The 17,906-nt window shown below is 66.8% G+C and carries 18 protein-coding genes and 1 pseudogene; 10 read left to right on the top strand and 9 right to left on the bottom strand.

The window, feature by feature from the left end:
- Positions 1-13: 13 nt before the first annotated feature.
- Positions 14-158: pseudogene (locus tag B9N97_RS36535) on the top strand (IS6 family transposase); the annotation flags it as partial.
- 83 nt (positions 159-241) lie between these two features.
- On the opposite strand, the gene B9N97_RS28945 reads toward B9N97_RS36535, so the two are convergent.
- Complete coding sequence (locus B9N97_RS28945) at positions 242-1,249, bottom strand: alpha/beta hydrolase (RefSeq protein WP_085091292.1); 1,008 nt, start codon at positions 1,247-1,249, stop codon at positions 242-244.
- A 46-nt stretch (positions 1,250-1,295) separates the two neighbouring features.
- Positions 1,296-2,915, bottom strand: coding sequence for a methyl-accepting chemotaxis protein (locus tag B9N97_RS28950; RefSeq protein WP_244560987.1), 1,620 nt, complete (start codon positions 2,913-2,915; stop codon positions 1,296-1,298).
- 509 nt (positions 2,916-3,424) lie between these two features.
- Here B9N97_RS28950 and B9N97_RS28955 point away from each other — a divergent pair.
- Positions 3,425-3,976, top strand: coding sequence for a MarR family winged helix-turn-helix transcriptional regulator (locus B9N97_RS28955; RefSeq protein ID WP_167393411.1), 552 nt, complete (start codon positions 3,425-3,427; stop codon positions 3,974-3,976).
- On the opposite strand, the gene B9N97_RS28960 is transcribed toward B9N97_RS28955, so the two are convergent.
- From B9N97_RS28960 to B9N97_RS28985, 6 genes are all read right to left on the bottom strand, one after another.
- Positions 3,944-4,330: a response regulator gene (locus B9N97_RS28960; protein WP_167393412.1), complete on the bottom strand. Its 387-nt coding sequence runs from the start codon at positions 4,328-4,330 to the stop codon at positions 3,944-3,946. The genes B9N97_RS28955 and B9N97_RS28960 overlap by 33 nt on opposite strands.
- 14 nt (positions 4,331-4,344) lie before the next feature.
- On the bottom strand, positions 4,345-6,843 hold the full coding sequence (locus B9N97_RS28965) for an ATP-binding protein (protein WP_085091296.1): 2,499 nt from the start codon (positions 6,841-6,843) through the stop codon (positions 4,345-4,347).
- Positions 6,844-7,006: 163 nt separating this feature from the next.
- Positions 7,007-7,189, bottom strand: coding sequence for a hypothetical protein (locus B9N97_RS28970; RefSeq protein ID WP_085091297.1), 183 nt, complete (start codon positions 7,187-7,189; stop codon positions 7,007-7,009).
- Positions 7,190-7,212: 23 nt separating this feature from the next.
- On the bottom strand, positions 7,213-7,422 hold the full coding sequence (locus tag B9N97_RS28975; RefSeq protein ID WP_167393414.1) for a ComEA family DNA-binding protein: 210 nt from the start codon (positions 7,420-7,422) through the stop codon (positions 7,213-7,215).
- Positions 7,423-7,453: 31 nt separating this feature from the next.
- Entirely contained in the window at positions 7,454-7,999 is a 546-nt protein-coding gene (locus B9N97_RS28980; protein ID WP_085091299.1) for a DUF2267 domain-containing protein, read from the bottom strand.
- Between the two features lie 54 nt (positions 8,000-8,053).
- On the bottom strand, positions 8,054-8,518 hold the full coding sequence (locus tag B9N97_RS28985; RefSeq protein WP_085091300.1) for a YbhB/YbcL family Raf kinase inhibitor-like protein: 465 nt from the start codon (positions 8,516-8,518) through the stop codon (positions 8,054-8,056).
- A 648-nt stretch (positions 8,519-9,166) separates the two neighbouring features.
- Between B9N97_RS28985 and B9N97_RS28995 the strand changes: the two genes are divergently transcribed.
- Positions 9,167-10,096: a LysR family transcriptional regulator gene (locus B9N97_RS28995; protein ID WP_085091302.1), complete on the top strand. Its 930-nt coding sequence runs from the start codon at positions 9,167-9,169 to the stop codon at positions 10,094-10,096.
- Here B9N97_RS28995 and gcvA read toward each other — a convergent pair.
- The gene (gene gcvA, locus B9N97_RS29000) at positions 10,038-10,961 is read right to left on the bottom strand and encodes a transcriptional regulator GcvA (protein WP_167393415.1); all 924 of its coding nucleotides are present in this window, start codon (positions 10,959-10,961) and stop codon (positions 10,038-10,040) included. The two genes, B9N97_RS28995 and gcvA, sit on opposite strands and share 59 nt — an antisense overlap.
- Positions 10,962-11,133: 172 nt before the next feature.
- Between gcvA and leuC the strand changes: the two genes are divergently transcribed.
- The 7 genes from leuC to B9N97_RS29035 all read left to right on the top strand — a co-directional run bounded on the left by leuC (position 11,134) and on the right by B9N97_RS29035 (position 17,647).
- Positions 11,134-12,624: a 3-isopropylmalate dehydratase large subunit gene (gene leuC, locus B9N97_RS29005; RefSeq protein WP_085091303.1), complete on the top strand. Its 1,491-nt coding sequence runs from the start codon at positions 11,134-11,136 to the stop codon at positions 12,622-12,624.
- Positions 12,621-13,277, top strand: a complete 657-nt coding sequence (leuD, locus tag B9N97_RS29010; RefSeq protein ID WP_085091304.1) for a 3-isopropylmalate dehydratase small subunit — start codon at positions 12,621-12,623, stop codon at positions 13,275-13,277. Before leuC ends, leuD begins: the two co-directional genes overlap by 4 nt.
- Positions 13,274-14,176 (top strand): isocitrate lyase/PEP mutase family protein, encoded by a 903-nt coding sequence (locus B9N97_RS29015; protein ID WP_085091305.1) that lies wholly within the window; start codon positions 13,274-13,276, stop codon positions 14,174-14,176. The genes leuD and B9N97_RS29015 overlap by 4 nt, the downstream gene beginning before the upstream one ends.
- Positions 14,177-14,281: 105 nt before the next feature.
- Complete coding sequence (locus B9N97_RS29020) at positions 14,282-15,280, top strand: ABC transporter substrate-binding protein (RefSeq protein WP_085091306.1); 999 nt, start codon at positions 14,282-14,284, stop codon at positions 15,278-15,280.
- Entirely contained in the window at positions 15,277-16,122 is an 846-nt protein-coding gene (locus tag B9N97_RS29025) for an ABC transporter ATP-binding protein (RefSeq protein ID WP_085091307.1), read from the top strand. Before B9N97_RS29020 ends, B9N97_RS29025 begins: the two co-directional genes overlap by 4 nt.
- Positions 16,119-16,871: an ABC transporter permease gene (locus B9N97_RS29030; protein ID WP_085091308.1), complete on the top strand. Its 753-nt coding sequence runs from the start codon at positions 16,119-16,121 to the stop codon at positions 16,869-16,871. Before B9N97_RS29025 ends, B9N97_RS29030 begins: the two co-directional genes overlap by 4 nt.
- Complete coding sequence (locus B9N97_RS29035) at positions 16,868-17,647, top strand: ABC transporter permease (protein WP_244560988.1); 780 nt, start codon at positions 16,868-16,870, stop codon at positions 17,645-17,647. The genes B9N97_RS29030 and B9N97_RS29035 overlap by 4 nt, the downstream gene beginning before the upstream one ends.
- Positions 17,648-17,906: the final 259 nt, after the last annotated feature.

Raw genomic sequence — 17,906 nt, forward strand, 5'->3', positions numbered from 1 at the left:
GATATGGAGCGGCATGACGACACCCGCTGACCACCGCTATACTGGTTGCCGCTACCCCGCCGAGGTCATTGCGACGGCGGTCTGGCTGTACTTCCGCTTCCCCCCTTAGCCTGCGGATGGTCGAGGAGATGCTGGCAGCGCGCGGCATCCTCGTCAGCGTTTACGCCCGCACGCCCATCGGCAACGAGCGTCAAGCACAGGAATGGAAACGGCTCGTAACTTTGCTCACACCATTGGCGGTTCACGGGCTGTTGAAGAAGCTGACGACCTCATGCTGGAACAGGCAATGCCCCGTTTGCAGGTGCATCATGTGGCCCGCGTTGGGGATGACCACGTATTTCTTCTGTGGGTTTGGCAGCTGTGCGAAGAACGGCAACAGGCCATCGGGATCGGCGACATCGTCGTATTGCCCATGAATGACCATCGTCGGCACGGATACCAGTCGGGCGTTGACCATCGGCAGAAGCGTGGCAAGGTCCAGTTGCGGCCCGGTCGCGGTCTTCACCTCCACCTTCGCCGCGGCTTTGGCAAAGGCATCGACGACGTTGGATTCATTGACCTCTGCCGGCGCCATCGAGGTGAAGCGCGGCTTCCAGCCGGCCTCGGGAATGGTGATGTAAGGAGTCGCACGGAAGGAGTCGATCCGGGCGCGGCGCCGGGCGACGTCCGGGCTGTTCGCGTGCATCTGGGCATAGCTGACGTATTTATCGACCGTACCGGGATGGTCCATCACATACATCCCGCCATATTGCGTTCCCCAGGACCAGGCGAGCAGGTTGACCTTCGACACGCCCCGCAGCTTCAGGACGTAATCGATCGTCGCCTTCAGATCGTCCTTCGCCTGCGCCGTGGTCATGTGCGTGTCGGGGTGCGTCGAGCGTCCGAACCCGCGGGTGTCGAGCGCGAAGACGTCGAACCCCTCGCGTGCCAACCGGTCCATCAGGCTGTAGGAGGGCTTGCCCGGAACCTGCAGGTCGAAGCTTTCCCGGCCCGCCGTGGCAGAACCGTGGGCCAGGACCACGACCTTCTTGCCGGCCGGCTTGTCGGCGTATTTCTCCCAGACATAAATCCGGATTCCGCCATTCTCGACCCAATGCTCGGCCCCGGTGATCCCATCGGCGGCCGAACCGGCCGAACAGGCCAGGGCGTACAGCACCATGCCGAGCCCGAGCATCACAGTACGTCTCATCGTCATCTTTCCATTGGTTTGCTTGGTGTGCGCACAGGGGCGGCCCGAACCGACCGGCATCCGCCGGCCCGCTGCCGATGCCGCCCCCGCCGTCTTAGGCCGGTCGTCAGGCGACCCGGATGGTGGCAATGAAGCCCGCCACCTCTTCCCGCAGGCGCTCCGCTTCGAGCGCCAGCCCCTGCGATGCGCCCAGCACCTGGATCGCCGCGCTGCCGGTGTCGGTGGCCACCCGATTCACGCCGACGATGTTGGTCGAGACGACCTCCGTGCCCCGCGCCGCCTGCGTGATGTTGCCGGCGATGTTCTGCGTCGCCGCGTTCTGCTCCTCGATGGAGGAGGCGATGCCGGTGGCGATCTCGCTCATCTGGCCGATGGTCTTGGCGATCGCCCCGATCGCGTCCTGCGCGCCGGTGGTCGCCGCCTGGATTTCAACGACCTTGCTCTGGATGCCTTCGGTGGCGCGCGCCGTCTGCGTCGCCAGAGCCTTCACCTCGCTGGCGACGACGGCGAAGCCTTTTCCGGCCTCGCCGGCGCGGGCGGCCTCGATTGTCGCGTTGAGCGCCAGCAGGTTGGTCTGGCCGGCGATGCTGTTGATCAGCTCGACCACCTGGCCGATCTCGTGGGCGGCCTCCACCAGACTGCGGATCGCATCGCCGGTCCGCTGCGCCTCCGTCACCGCCTGTCCGGCGATGCGGGTGGAGGTGTCGACCTGACGCCCAATTTCCGTGATGGATGCCGACAGTTCCTCCGCCGCGACGGCGATGGTCTGGACGTTGGTGGAGGCCTGCTCGGACGCCGCCGCCACCGCCGTGATCTGGTGGACGCTGTCTTCCGCCACATGCGAGAGGGAGCGCGCGGAGCCCTGCATCTCGGTTGCCGCCGCCGCCACCATGTCGACGATGCCCTTCACGCGGCCCTCGAAGTCGGCGGCCAGCGTCAGCATGGTCTGGCGCTTTTCCAGCTCCGCCCGTCGGGCGTATTCGGCCTGCTCCGCTTCCAGACGGGCCTTGCCCGCGGCGTTCTCCTTGAACACCTGGACCGCTTTGGCCATAGCGCCGATCTCGTCATGCCGCTCGGCTTCCGGAAGGGCGACCGACAGATCGCCCCCGGCCAGAGCGTGCATGCTCCGGCTCAGCCGCGCGACGTCGGCGCTGACGTTCCGGCCGACCAGCGCGATCAGCGCGATGGCCGGCAGCCCCAGGAGGGCCGCGATCCCAAGCAGCTTCCAGAGTTGCCCCACCGTAGCGGCCTGTAGATCGCCGATGGTGATGCCAGTGCTGATGAAGATCTTCCAGGGCTCGAAGCCCCGGACATAGGACAGCTTCTCCTCGGTCTCGTCGGTCCCGTTGTTGTTGACGAACCAGGGATAGAGGTACGTACCCTCCCCCTGTCTGGCGACTCTCACCATGGCGGGGAGGATCGGTACGCCGTTGGCGTCCTTCAGGCCCGATGCGTCCTTGCCCATTACCTTGGCGTTGGGATGCGCGAAGCCATAGTTGTCGTAGGTATAGGCGAAGAGATAGCCGTTGCCCTGGTATCTGAGCGACAGCAACGCCTCCTTGAAGCGCGCCTGCGCCTCTTCCCGCGTGATCCTTCCGGCCACGGCATCGGCCTCGTATTTTTCGGCGATGCTGTACCCAATGTCGACCAGCGACTTCAGCGTGGCCACCCGGTCCTGATGCATGCGCTCGTGGTTCAGGTACAGGCCGGCGCCTGCGATTGCCAAGCAAGCGACACTCGCAGCCACGACAAGCCCCCACAGTTTTCCGCGGATCGATAAGTTCAGAGAGACGGCGGTCATCGCGTTTTTATCTTTCGATATTGAAAGCACATGCTCTCAATATTTCCGGATTTTCTTAAGAAATCATTTCTATACTTAAAGATTCGAAGAATATTCTGTTCTCAACAAAACAATTTTATGAAATTATCTGAATTCGATTTAGCCGTGATCTTTGACTGCGAAATTCTTGCTAGCGTCATTCTTCGGAAGCACCCTAATCCGCTGCGGACGCACAAAACCACGCGGCAATTAGGATCCATTGCGTCCATGACACCGTATATGGCAATGCACAATCCACCATGGCCAGTGTGGGCGAACGGTTTGGGAACCATGATGCGATCGGCAATCTCCGGTCCTGGGGTGATACGGGCAGCCCTGCCGAGGTTACGGGCCCGCCACATGTTTGTCAGAGACAACTATACCGATGCGCCTATGCGGAGGGAAGATCTTTGTCAGTGACAAATAAAATCGCTCCCACCGCGCCTCCCGACCGCCCCGCCCCTGCCCCGGCGTCGGAACCCACCCCATCCGGAACCGCCGCCGCCCCACCCCGCGCCACGCGACTCCATGGAATCGCCAGCCTCGTCGAACAGACGGCCCGCGCCGTCCATGATCTGTGCTGGACAACGGACATGCAGGCGGCCCAATGGTCGGCGCTGCGCTATTTCGGCAAGGCCGGAGAGCGCGCACGCAACGTCGTGGGGCTGGCCAGGTACCAGGGGACCAATCCCGGCACAGCGTCCCGCACCATCGGAACGCTGGTGCGGCGGGGGCTGCTCGCCGTGGTGGTCTCGCCGGATGACAAGCGGGCACGGATCGTGTCGCTGACCGAGGCGGGGCGGACATTGCTCACCCAGGATCCCCTGCTCGTGGTCGAGACCGCCATCGCCGCCATGCCGCCGGAGGCGCAGGAGGGGCTGTCCACGGGATTGCGCGATCTGCTCGGCCGATTGCTGTCGGCCGGAGCGGACGGCTCAGGAACCGAGGACCACGGCGAGGACGTCTAGGAGTTGCTGGTCCTCGAACGGCTTGACCAGCACAGCGGCGGCCCCTTCGGTCTCAGCCACCGCCAGGGAATATTCCAGCGGGGCCCGCGGTCCGCCGCCGGACATGATGATGACGGGAAGGTCCGGACACCGCTCCTTGAGCGTCCGCATCAACTCCAGACCACCGACCCGGGGCATCCAGATGTCCAGCAGAGCGGCGTCGAACGCGGCCCGCTCCGGCCGGGCGTCGCCCAATGCGGCCAGCGCCTCCTCGCCATCCGCCGCCGCGACGACCTCGTGGCCATGCTGGCGGAGCAGCCGGCCGACCGTCTTGCGGATCAGGGGCATGTCGTCGACCAGAAGAATGCGAGCCATTGCGTGCGCCTCCGTCATGCTGAGGGGGATTCGATCGCCGGGTATCCGATTGTGGGTGACTCAGCCACGGGAAGCATGATCTCGAACGAGGTTCCCCGACCCAGCGCGCTGGTCACTGAAATGGTTCCCCGCCACCCGCGCACGATGCCGTGCACCACCGCCAGCCCGAGCCCGGTCCCCTTCCCCTGGGGCTTGGTGGTGAAGAACGGCTCGAACAGGCGCTGACGCACCCGCTCGTCCATGCCGCAGCCCTCGTCGCCGATCGTCAACCGAAGGCTGCCGCCCCCGGGCAGCCGGTCGAGCGTGACGGTCACGGTCCCCGAACGGTCCATCGCGTCCGCGGCGTTGGTCAGCAGATTCATCAGCACCTGGGTCAACTCGGTGGCGCCGATCATCGCAACGGCCTCGCGGTCGCCGATCCGGCTGTCGATGACGACCGCCGGAGGCAGCACGCCGCGGGCGAAGCTCAGCGCCCGACACACCGCGTCGCCGAGCACGAGGGGCTGCGTGGCCGTCCCCTCCTTGCGCGCGAAGGCCAGCACGGCGCCGACCACGTCACGGCACTGCCGCCCGGCGCTGAGGATGTCGGCGAAATCCTCCCGAACCGGCGCCGGCAGGTCCGGAGCGCCGATGTTCAGGTTCGACAGCGTGATGACCGGCTGCAGGAGGTTGTTGATCTCGTGGGCGATGCCGCCGGCAAGCTGGCCAAGCGCCTCCATCTTCTGACGCTGAAGCTCCTCCGCCTCGTGGCGGTGCGCCTCGGTGGTGTCCCAGAGCACGGCGACATGCGCCAGCGTCGACCCGCCGGGGTCGAGCACGGGCGCGAGGCGGACCATGTTCCAGAAGGGAACGCCATCCTTGCGGTAATTGATCATCTCCGCCGTCACGGTCTCGCCGCGGAGCTTGGCGTCATGCAGGGATGCCGCGACCTCCGCGTCCGTTTCGTTGCCGTACAGGACACGAATGGTCCGGCCCACGATTTCCGCCGCCATGTAGCCGGTCATGGCCTCGAACGCCCGGTTCACATAGAGGACGAGCGGGGCGTCGGTCGCCGTGTCGGTGATCGCGATGCCGTTCGGCGTGGCCTCCAGCGCGGCGGCCAGCAGGGCATTGCGCCGCACCAGGTCGGCAAGTTCCGCCTCGCGGCGCTTGGCCTCGCTGATGTCGACGCGCACGCCGACACGCCCCCCGTCCGCCGTCACCCGCTCGTCGATGCGCAGCCAGCGGCCGTCCCACAGCCGCTGCTCATGCGCCTGACCGGCCGCGCGGTGCTGCGCCACGCGCTCCGCCACCCAGGCGTCGACCCGCCCGATGGCATCCACGTACAGGCCACGCTCCGCGCCCCTTCGCAGGATGTCCTCGAAGCGGATGCCACCGTCGATGTCGTGGCCGGGGAGCGCGTAGAAGTCACGGTAGCGGCTGTTGCACAGGACGAGCCGGTCTTCGGCATCGAACAGGGCGAAGCCGTCCGGCAGGCATTCGATAGCCTCATACAGCTGTTGTTGGGCCTGCTCGGCCTGCCGGCCGGCCAGGCAGGCGCGCTGCTCGCTGTCCTGCGCGGTGCGAAGGGCGGCTTCGGCCAAGCTCCGGCTCCGCTCCTGCCGTCTCAGGGCCGACCATGTCAGCACGCCCAGTACGATCAGTACGCCGAGCGCCCCCAGGTTGAGCCAGATCGCCCGGACGGTGCGGGCACGCCATTCGGCGAGGGCGGCCGTCTTGCTGACGCCGGCGATCGCCACCAGCGGCAGTCCGGCGATCCGGCGATAGGCCGCGATCCGCACCGTCCCGTCGAGCGGCGACACGGATTCGTAATTTCCCGCCGGCGCGCGGGCCAGCAGGCTCCGGAATACCGGACCTCTGGACACATCCGCGCCGAGATGCGTCTCCATCCCCGGACGGCGCACGACGATGCCGCCCTCCAGCCGGTAGATTCCGGTCAAGGGATCCAGGTTGCTGTCGGGCAGGTCGTACAGCTTCGTGAAATAGGCGGTGTCGATCGCCGCCTGGACCATGCCGAGAAAGCGCCCCTGTTCGTCCAGGATGGGGCGGTTCACGGTGAAGAAGACTTTGCCGGTCGTCTTGCCGCGGATGGTGGGGCCGATGTGGAACGGCTCCCCACGTGTCTTGACGGCCTGGAAATAGTCGCGCTCCGCCACCGTCAGGGGCGGCGTCGGAAACGCCGACGTTCCAAGACGTGCCCGGCCATCGGCGTCGTAAATCCACAGGACGCCCTGTTCAGGCAGATGCTGCGCCAGTTCGCCGAAGTCCGCCCAATCGAGCCTCGACCCGATCGCCCCGACACCGCCGCGTTCGCGGATCATCCTCAACGCCTGCAGAAGGATCAGGTCGGCGCTGTGGATGGTACGCTGCGCGTGCTCCTCCAGCAGGCGTGTGGTGTCGCTGGTGATCCGCTCGTAATGTTTGATCGTCTCCTCCCGGTCGATGCGGAGGAAACGGGCGGTTCCGGTGCCGATGACCCCGAGGGTTGCCGCGAGGACGAGGACAAGCAGCAACGTCGGGGATGGTCTCTTGAACGCGGTCACGGTGTCTGGGTGTCGGCCGTCGCAGGAAGCCGCCAAACATCGCGGTCATCTCTGAAGGCTTGGTTAAGAGCCTCCGGATCATCACATCCTCGGATCATCACATCCTCTGAAGGGCCGGGTGAACGGTCGAGGATCAGCTCTTGACGCTGGTGTTCGGGTTCCGCTTGTGCTCGGGCGTGATCGGCCCCTTGCGGCCCTTCGACCCGCCATTCCATTCCTGCGCCTGGCGGATGTGATCGCCGCCGTCCCGGTCGTTCGGCCGGCTCTTGCTGCCGCTGACGGCTTTGCGACGGAGATGGTCGTCGTCTTCGGTCATGGTTCTCTCCTCTCGAGATCTTTTCAGGTTCCGTCTGCGTTTCCCACCTCGACCCGGTCGCGCAGTTCGTCAATGGTGACGCCGTGCAGTGTCGTGGCAAGCGCGATCTCCTCGACGCGGCGAAAGCGGCCGTGCGTCTTGCGGTAGTCGATGATGGCGGCGGCCTGCTCTTCGCCGACGCCGGGGATTGTCAGCAACTGCTCCTTGCTCGCGCGGTTGATGTCGAGTTTCAATTTCCTGTCCATGGCTCCCCCCCGCACCGCATCAGCGCGATACCTCTGCCGACGGTGTCGGCGAGGCCCGGTCGGCACCTTTGTCGAGGACCGTCCTTCGGTTGATTTCCACCAGCGTCACGGCGGCTTCCGCAAAGGCGCTGCGCTCCGCGCGCGAAGAGGTCCACAGGGCGCGCAGTTCCATAGGAAGCTGCCGGATGACGTCGTCCACTTCGCCCGGCGAGACATGACGGGCGAGCAGCGCGAAGACGCACCGCGTCGCCAAGTCCGGATCGATCTCCTCGTGGCCGGGAGCCCGGTCGCGCACGCCGTCCAGGAACTCCTGGACGGTCCGCACCCGTGTGGGGTTGGCCGCGGGTTTCCAGCTGTTGAAATACAGGCCGCAGACGATCATCGGCAGTTGTGCCGCAAGCTGTGCCGCCTCATCGACCGTCAGCCGGTCGCGCAGTTCGTGGAGTACGGCCCGCAGGGCCGCATAGGCGGTGTCCTTGCTCGCGGCCTGCATGTCCTCGAAGAGTTCGTTGAGCCAGATGTCGGCTTCTTGGACCGTCCGGTTGATCGCGGCTGGTCTGTCCATTCCTATCCTCCTTATCGGTTGTCGCGTTCATTGCGGCTTCGGCAATCCGAAACGCTAGCGCGCATAGATGCCGACCAGTTCGGCTTCGCCCAACAGATGCTTGCCGGCCTCCTTGCGTACCTCGTCGATCGTCGCCTTTGGCCCGAGGCCGAGCGCGTCCACGTCCAACGCCATCAGGCGGAAGCGGTAATGGTGCGCGGCATGCCCGCGGGGGGGATTGGGGCCATCGTAATGCGCGTGGCCGTAATCGTTGATGCCGTGCCCCAAACTTTCGGTCTTGGCCCCCTGTGTGGTGGCTTCGGGCAGACGGTCGCGCTCGGCGGCGATGTTGTAGACCGCCCAGTGCAGGAGGGTCGCGCCCGGCGCGTCGGGATCTTCGACGATCAGGGCATAGCTGCGGGTGCCGGCGGGGGCATCCGACCATTCCAGCGGCGGCGAGACGTTGTCGCCGTCCGCCGTGTGCCTTGGCGGAATTGTTTGGCCATTCGCGAAGGCCGGGCTGCGCAAGGTGAAGGGCATGTTATCGGCCCCCAATGCCGGTCGCCAATGCCGGTTGCCGATTTTTGTCGCCAACCGAAGCGTCTTGCTGCTTCGGCTGATCCGGAACCCCACTGCGGACAGCCGGCCGTTGCCGGAGATCGATGGAAGGCTTCACCTCGGCGGAAGCACCCGGTGCCTCACGCAACCATTCCCGCTTCACGCAAATGCCCATCGGATGCTCCTGAGAGTGTCTGTCGTATGGAATCTCCGGCCTGCCATGGAGCGGTGGGCCGGGGGTGACCGGTCGAGCTTTCCGCCGGTGGAGGGCCTTCAGCGGCGGTGTGCGGATCATCCTAAGTGGGCGATCGTCACCCTCGACGGCGCGGCAGAAGGTTCGAGGAACGTCTGGATTGACGCCGCCGGGCGGGATCGCCGCGCACCTGCTCTTCCGCATTCACGATGAAGAATCGTACCGCAGGGCCAGCCGGCCATCCGGCGTGTGCCTAAGGGGGATCCCTTGCCGGAGCCCTCAGCGATGCTGCACGACGGGCGCCTGCACGGGAGCGACCGATCCACCTTCTCCGGACAAGTCCATCTGGCGGTGCCATTCTCGGATCGGCGGGCGCGGGGATCTGTACGCACCGGAGCAGATTCTCTACAATCCTCGCACCGGCCGGAAAGGATTGAATGCGCTTCGATCTGTTGTCCTTGAAACTCTTCGTCGCGGTCTGCGAGCAGCAGAATATTTCCCGCGTCGCCGACGCAGAGCACATTGCCGCCTCGGCGGTGAGCAAGCGTATGTCGGACATGGAGCGCATGCTCGGTACCGCCCTGTTCTACCGGAGCAACAAGGGTCTTGAGCTGACGCCCGCTGCCCATACTTTGCTCCGCCACGCGCATGGGATCATCCGCAATCTGATGCAGATGGAAAGCGAGCTGTTGGACCACGCAATGGGCGTGTGCGGCCAGGTCCGCCTCCACGCCAGCGTCTCGACCATCGTTCAGTATCTGCCGGCCGACATCAGCCGCTTTCTCCACCTGCACCCCGCCGTCCGCATCGACCTGGAGGAGGGATTGAGCCAGGACGTTCTGCGCGCCGTGTCGGAGAACGCCGCCGACATCGGCATCTTCGGTGGCACGTCGCTGGTCGCTGGCTTGCGCGTGCTGCCCTACCGCAGCGACCATCTGATGGTCATCATGCCGGCGGACCACCCTCTGGCCGCCCTGCCCAGCCTCTCCTTCGACGAGGTGGCCAAGCACGACCTCATCGGCCCGCAGAAGGGCAGCTACCTGGATTCGCTTGTGCTGCGCGCGGCAGCCGACCTTAGCCACCCGCTGCGTCTGCGCATCCGTGTGAACGGGTTCGAGCCGGTGCGTAGCATGGTCGAGGCGAAGCTGGGCATCGGGCTGGTGCCGGAACACCACGCCGAGCGCTACGTCGGCACCGGCGCGCTGGTCGCCGTGCCGCTGGACGAGCCCTGGGCGGTGCGTCACTGGCGGATCTGCACGCGCGACGTGGACTCGCTACCCGCCCCGGTCCAACTCCTGGTTGAGCATCTCAGCGCGCAGGGAGAGCGATCACCGCCGCCTCCTCCAGTTCTGCCGCCTGAACGGTGATCCAGGCTTCGAACGCCTTTACCACCGCCGCCCCATGGCGGGAACGCGGGTAGGCCAGGTAATAAGCATTCTCCGTCCCGACCCGCAGCGACAGCGGGGCGACCAACCGCCCGGTGCGCAAATCCTCCTCCACGAAGGCACGCTGCGCCATCACCACGCCCAGCTTGTCGATGGCCGCCTGATAGGCGAGCGCCGAATTCTCGAACTTCAGGCCGCTGTTGCCATCGATCCCTTCGACACCGGCGGCGCGCAGCCAATTGGGCCAATGGTCCGGCCGATGCATCGAGCAAAGCAGAGTGTGCAGGCCCAGATCGTCGGGCCGCACCAGCGGCGGATGGTCGCGGAACAGGTCGGGGCTGCACACCGGCAGCAGGATTTCGCCGAACAACCTGCGGCACTGGACGCCGGCCAGCGGCGCGCTGCCCCAGTGGATGCAGACGTCGATGTCCTCCCGGTCGAAATCCACGGTCTGGTGCGAGGTGGTGATCTGCACGTCGATCTGGCGGTGCAGCGCGTGGAAATGGGCCAGCCGCGGCACGAACCAGCGGATGGCGAAGGTCGGCGGCAGCTTGATGCGCAACGTGTTCTCGCGCGGGCGCTCGCGCACACGCCGGGTCTGCATCTCGATCTGATCGAATGCCGCGCGCAGCGCCGTCGCGTAGGCCAACCCTTCCGTCGTCAGCTCGATGCCGCGCCGCATGCGCACGCAAAGCTCCACGCCGAGCCAGTCCTCAAGCTGCGAGACATGACGGCTGATCGCACCTTGGGTCACGCTCAACTCCCGCGCCGCGCCGGTCAGACTGCCGTTGCGGGCCGCCGATTCAAAGGCGCGGAGAGCGTTCAGCGGTGGCATCAGGCGGAGCATGTGATCTGACTTTTCCTCAGTGAAGTATGAGCAAATTATCCCTATGCGCGCCTCCGGAACAGACCTAACCTGACTTTGAGATTGCTTGTTGTGCGGATTATCCGCTTCAGCGAGTTCACCGATCGCCATTCGAAAGAATTGCCCGGCGGCCAGGCCGGGCCGGAGGACATCCATGGCCGACAGCGACCGCGGCGCGCAGCCGCGCGCGCCCGTCAGGACTTCGCCCGAGGGAGCGGAACCTCCCCGGACGGTGTTCGACAAGATCTGGGACGCCCATCGCATCAGGACGCTGGAGGACGGGCGGGACCTCGTCTTCGTCGACCGTCATGTGCTACAGGAAACGACCAGCGCCCAAGCCTTCGCCGGACTGGCGCGCGCCGGCAGGCGGGTGCGCCACCCCGAACTGACCATCGCGACGCAGGACCATATCCTGTCCACCGTCCCTGGCCGCGATGAGACGACCAATCCCGATGGGCGCGAACTGCTCGGACTGATGCGGTCGAATGCGGGGCGCCACGGCATCCGGCATTTCGGCCTCGACGATCCCGGCCAAGGCATCGTCCATGTGATCGCGCCGGAATCCGGCTTCGCCCTGCCCGGCTCGCTTCTGGCCTGCGGCGACAGCCACACCTCGACGGTGGGCGGCTTGGGAGCGCTAGGAATCGGCGTGGGGACCAGCGAGGTCGAGCATGTCCTCGCCACCCAGACGCTGGCGCTGACCCGCCCGCGCCCGATGCGCGTCCGCTTCGAAGGCGCACGAGGGCCCGGTGTCACGGCCAAGGACCTGATCCTGTATATGATCGGCGCGCTGGGTGTGGCCGCAGGCCGGGGCTGTGCGGTGGAGTACGCGGGCGCGGCGGTGCGCGCGCTGCCCGTGGAGGCGCGTCTGACGCTGTGCAACATGTCGATCGAATTCGGCGCGCGGCTGGGGCTGGTAGCGCCCGACGACGCCACCGCGGCCTACGTCAGCGGGCGCCCCTTCGCCCCGCGCGGCGCGGATTTCGAACGGGCGCGCGAGGAATGGCGCGCCCTGATCAGTGACGAGCACGCCGCCTTCGACCGTGACGAGGTGATCGATTGCGATCGCGTCGCCCCGCAAATCACCTGGGGCACCAGTCCGCAGGACGTCGCCGGGGTGGACGGCGTTGTGCCCGATCCTGCCGGCTTCGCCGACGCTCGGCGGCGGGATCTGGCGGCGGAAGCGCTGCGCTACATGGGGCTGGAGCCGGGGATGCCGCTGGAGGGGTTGCCCATCGACGTCGCCTTCATCGGATCGTGCACCAACGGCCGGCTGTCGGATCTGGAGGCCGCGGCGGAGGTGGTGCGCGGGCGGCGGGTGGCGCCGTCGGTGTGGGCGCTGGTGGTGCCGGGGTCGCAGGCGGTGCGGCGGGCGGCGGAAGCGCGCGGCCTGCATCGCGTCTTCCAGGACGCGGGTTTCGAATGGCGGGAGGCCGGCTGTTCGATGTGCGTCAGCATCAACGAGGATGTCGTGCCGACCGGCGCGCGCTGCCTTGCCACCTCCAACCGCAATTTCGAGAATCGCCAGGGCCGGGGCAGCCGCACCCATCTGGCCAGCCCGGCCACCGTCGCCGCCGCCGCCCTCGCCGGCCGCGTCACCGACGTGCGCCGCACCGAGGTCTTCGCCGGTGAGGCCCGCCCATGAGAACGCCGCTGACCCTCTTGTCGGGTGTCATGGCCGTGCTACCGGACCACAACGTCAACACCGACTCCATTATCCCCTCCGCATGGCTGCGCAGCGCCACGGCGGACTTGGCGCGCGGTCTGTTCGGCGCACGGCGCTTCGATGAGTCTGGGCGCGAGCGGCCCGACTTCGTGCTCAACCAGCGTCCTTTCCGCGACGCCAAGTTCCTGCTGGCGGGAGAGAATTTCGGCTGCGGCTCGTCGCGCGAGGCCGCCGTGTGGGCGCTGGCTCGATTCGGCATACGCTGCGTCTTTGCACCCGCCTTCGCCGACATCTTCTACGAGAATGCCTTCCGCAACGGCGTGCTGGCCGGTCTGGTCGATGAGACGACCTGGTTGGCGCTCGCCGCCGCGGTGGAGCGCCATCGTGACGCCCCCCTCTTCCACGTCGATCTGCCCGCCGCGACCATCACCGACCCCGACGGGATCCGCCATGGCTTCACGGTGCCGGCCGGTCGGGCCGAGGCGCTGATCCGCGGCGACGACGAGATCGACCTGACCCTGCGCCACATTGACGAGATCAAGCGCTTCCTCGACACCGCGACCGCGGAGCGCGGATGGCTCTACCGCAGCCCCCTTGATGGGCCACTCGAACCGCAAAGGACCACGCCATGACGGCACGCTCAACGATACGCGACGCGCTGTCGCGCGAGACGCCGCTGATCACGCCGCTGGCCCACGACGCGCTGTCGGCGCGGCTGATCGAACAGGCCGGGTTCCATGCCTTCGCCATCGGCGGCTCGGCCCTGCTGGCGGCGCGCCACGCCTACCCGGACATCGGCCTGATCGGGCTGACAGACATGGTGGATGGCATCCGCGACATCGCGACGGCCTGCCACCTGCCCTTCTTCGCCGACGCCGACGACGGCTATGGCGACGTTAAGAGCGTCGCCCGCACGGTCACCGCCTACGAGGCCATCGGCGTCGGCGGTCTGCTGCTGGAGGACCAGGAACGCGACCGCAAGCAGCAGCGCGCCGACAAGGCCGCCGCCGTCGCCGACGAGGCGTTGATCGAAGGCAAGCTGCGCGCGGCACTAGCCGCGCGCAGCGACCCGGAGACCTTCATCATCGGCCGGACCGACGCCTATGGGCCGCTCGGGCTCGACGCGGCGATGCGGCGGGCCGAGCGCTTCCTGGCGCTGGGCGCCGACGGCGTGTTCATCGCCGGTCTGCGCACGGAGGAGGATTACCGGCGCGTCGGCGCCGCCTTCAAGGGTGCCTACCTTTCGGCCGCGATGTTCGAGGGGAGCGGCACCCCCTGGCTGAACCCCGCCGACCTCGCCGCCATGGGATTCACCCAGGTCTCGTTCCCCGCCAGCCTGATCCTGCGCTCCGTCGCGGCGATGCGCGACGGGTTGGCGGCCTTGCGCCGCCACGCCGATGGAACGGAGCGGCTGGACCCGATGGCCGACGCGGCGGCGGTGCGCAGCGCGCTCGACGCTGCCGTGGACCTCGACCGCTGGCGCGCAATCGAACGCGAGGGGGAGCGCGGGGAGGTCGGCACGGATTCGTAGCGGATCGGATCGCCTTGACGAATCGAGGCAACCCGCCTCACGATCGCTTGCAGGCGTTCCAAGACCAACAGAATTCCGCAAGGCGGATACAAATGGGAGGGAACGATGTCGCTTTCTTTTGTTTTCACACTGCGCCCCATGGTTGCGGCGGGTGCCTTGCTGACGGCCTTCGCGACGCCGGCGCTGGCTGAGCAGATCGTAGTCAGCAACTACGGCGTGTCCGCCAACGGCATGCCCTTTGCCGTCGCGATGGAGAAGGGCTTCTTCAAGGAGGAAGGGGCCGACGTCACCGGCATCCTGTCCTCGGCCGGCGGCGGAACCACCCTGCGCAACATGCTCGCCGGCGACGCGCCCTACGCCGAGGTCAACCCGAACGCCGTCTTCGCCGCCCTGCAGAAGGGCGCCGACATCAAGATCGTCAGCGACAACGTGCTGACCGTCGCCGAATTCGTCTGGGCGGTGAAGCCGGACTCGCCGATCCATTCGCCCAAGGATCTGACGGGCAGGAAGATCGGCTACACCAACCCGCGCTCGACCAGCCAGGCGCTCGCCACGCTGGTGCTCCAGGCCGGCGACCTGAAGCCCCACGACGCCGAACTGGTGAAGACCGGCGGTTTCGGCGAGGGGATTCCGGCGCTCGACATGGGACTGATCGACGTGGCGCCGATCCCCGAGCCGCTGTGGTCGAAATACAAGACGAAGTATCGGCCGATCGCCAAGGCGTCGGAGTTGCTGCCGCCGATCGCCAACGTGGTCGGGGTCGCCGCCGGCGACGCGTCGCCGGAGAAGGCCGCGTTCATCAGCGCGGTCATCCGCGCCCGCCGCAAGGCGGTCGACTACATGAAGGCGCATCCCGACGAGTCCGCCACCATCATTGCCCAGGTCTACAATCTGGATCCGGCGGTGGCGCGCAGCGCGGTCGAGAATCTCGTGGGCGCGACCACCGCCGGCCTGCCCTACTGGGGATCCGGGCAGATCCACATGGAGGGGCTGACCCGCGCGGTCGACGTGCAGAAGATGGTCGGCGCACTGTCCGGCGACGTGGACGTCAAGGGCGCCGTCGACACCCGTTACCTTCCCGACGACATCAAGGCCATCAAATGACCGCCGCAAAGAAGGTTCAGATCGCGACGGTGGCGCCGAAGGTTCATGTCTCTCTGGGCGCCGTCGACAAGGAGTTCGCCCAGCCGGGCCGTCCCGGCGAGATCGTCCACGCCCTGGGGCCAGTCGATCTGGATCTGCGGCAGGGGGAGTTCTTCGCCGTCGTCGGCCCGTCGGGCTGCGGGAAATCCACGCTGCTCGAACTGGTCGCCGGTCTGTCGACGGCGACCAGGGGCGAAGTCGCCTTCGAGGGCCGGCCGATCCACGGCCGGATCCCCGACGGAATTGGAGTGGTGTTTCAGGAGGACGCCTCCTTCCCCTGGCTATCGGTCCACGACAACATCGCCTTCGGCCTGCGCCGCATGAAAATCGACCGGGCCGAGCGGGAGCGGCGGATCGGGGTGGCGCTGGACATGATGGGGTTGTCCGCTTTCGCCCGCAGCTTTCCGGCGCAACTGTCGGGCGGCATGCGGCAGCGGGTGTGCATCGCCCGCACCCTGGTCACAGAGCCGCGCCTGATCCTGCTGGACGAGCCGTTCGGTGCGCTCGACCAGCAGACCCGCCTGCTGATGGGGGACGAAGTGCTGAATCTGTGGCGCAAGACCGGCGCCACAGTGCTGCTCATCACCCACTCGCTGGACGAAGCGGCGCTGCTGGCCGACCGTATCGGCGTGATGTCGGCCCGTCCCGGTCGGCTGATCGATATCGTGGAGACCGGCTGGCCGCGGGACCGCGACAGCCGCATCGCCCAGGAGGAAGCGTTCGGCGCCATCACCGCCCGGCTGTGGCGACTGCTCCGCGGGGAATCGCTGAAGGCGATGGGCAAGGTGGGGGGCGAGACATGAAGCGCGCCACCCTGTGGAGAATCGGATTGCTGGCGGCGGCGGTCGCCGGGTTGGAGATCCTGTGTCTGGCTGGCGCCATCGACCGGCTGACCATGCAGCCGCCGCACCGCATGGCCGTCGATCTCGTCCGGCTGCTGGCCGGCGGCGCGCTGAACGCGGCCATCCTGAAGACGCTGGGCAACGCCGCGCTGGCGGTCGTCATCGCCATGGTCGTCGGCGTCGCCGCAGCGGTGGCGCTGCACCGCCTGCCATCGTTTCGGCGTCTGCTCGATCCCCTCTTCGCCACCTATTACGCAGTGCCGATGTTCGCCTTCTATCCGCTGCTGGTCGTGCTGTTCGGGCTGGGGGACACGCCGCAGATCTTCATCGGCGCCATGCTGGCGGTCGTCGCGGTGATCGTGAACACGCTGAACGGCCTGGACCGCATCCCCAAGGTCCTGCTGAAGACCGCCCGCGTCAACCGGCTGTCGCCGTGGGAGACGGCGGTCAGGATAACGCTGCCCTGTGCGGCTCCCTACATCCTCGGGGCGGCGAAACTGGCCGTCGCCTACGCCCTGATCGGCATCATCGGGGCGGAGTTCATCATGTCGACCAGCGGCATGGGCTACGAGATCAGCTACGCCTACACCAACTTCGACAACGCGACGATGTATCCGCTGATCATCCTAATCCTGGCGGTGTCCATCGCCGTCAACACGCTGCTGGCCCGCTGGGAGAGGGCGCTGATGGTGCGGCGGGGGTTGGCATGAGCGTGCCCATGAAGGACGGGTCTATCAAACGGAGGCCGTTGAAGCGCGGCTGGACGGACACGCTGCTGCTGGTCGTCCTGCTGCTGGCGGTCTGGCAGGGTCTGGCCTGGGTGATCGGGGCGGCCGAGTTGCCCTCGCCCTTCACGACGATTGCCTTCACGGGCCGGCTGCTGACCTCGCCCAGCTTCTGGCCCCATCTTCTCGAAACGGCGAAGGCCTTCGGCGTCGCGCTGCTGCTGTCGGTGGTCATCGGGCTGGCGACCGGCTTCCTGCTGGGGATGAACCGCTTTGCCGGCGACCTGCTGGAACCGGTGCTGGTGGCGGTCTATTCGGTGCCCAAGATCACGCTCTACCCGATCCTGCTGCTGCTGTTCGGGCTGGGCATCGCGGCCAAGGTCGCCTTCGGAACCATTCACGGTGTCATCCCCATCGCGCTGTTCACGCTGGCGGCGGTGCGCAACACCCGTCCCGTCCTGCTCAAGACCGGCCGGGTGATGGGGCTGAGCACGCGCGAGATGATCAGCGGCATTCTGCTCCCTGCCGCCATGCCGGAGATCTTCACCGGTCTGCGTCTTGGATTTTCCCTGACGCTGATCGGTACATTGCTCGGCGAAATGTTCGCCTCGCAGCGCGGCCTCGGCTTCATGTTGATGAACGCCATCGGTCTGCACAACGTCGACGTCATCATGGCGCTGACCTTCCTGCTGGTCCTGTTCGCCGGCTGCGCCAGCGGCTTTCTGCTCTATCTGAACCGGCGCTTCTATCAGCACGTCTGACGGCGGGTCCGCATCGGCTGAGGCCGGACTCCCCCATTCGTCGGCCATCCCGGCGAATGGGGGATCCGGGGCTGTTCGGGCGAATGTCGCGGCGTCCTGGCTTCCCGTCGTGCACGGATGACGGCAAGCATTTGATTTTTCCAGCGTAAGCAAGCTCGTCGACCACCATCGTCGTTCGCGATGGCAGCGTGCCGGATTACCACTCCGGGCGGCGGGAGTGCGGTGTCAGTATTGACCAAGAACAATCCGTGCTGGCGAT

Origin of the sequence: Azospirillum oryzae (assembly GCF_900177515.1) — a bacterium.
GTDB lineage: Bacteria > Pseudomonadota > Alphaproteobacteria > Azospirillales > Azospirillaceae > Azospirillum > Azospirillum oryzae_A.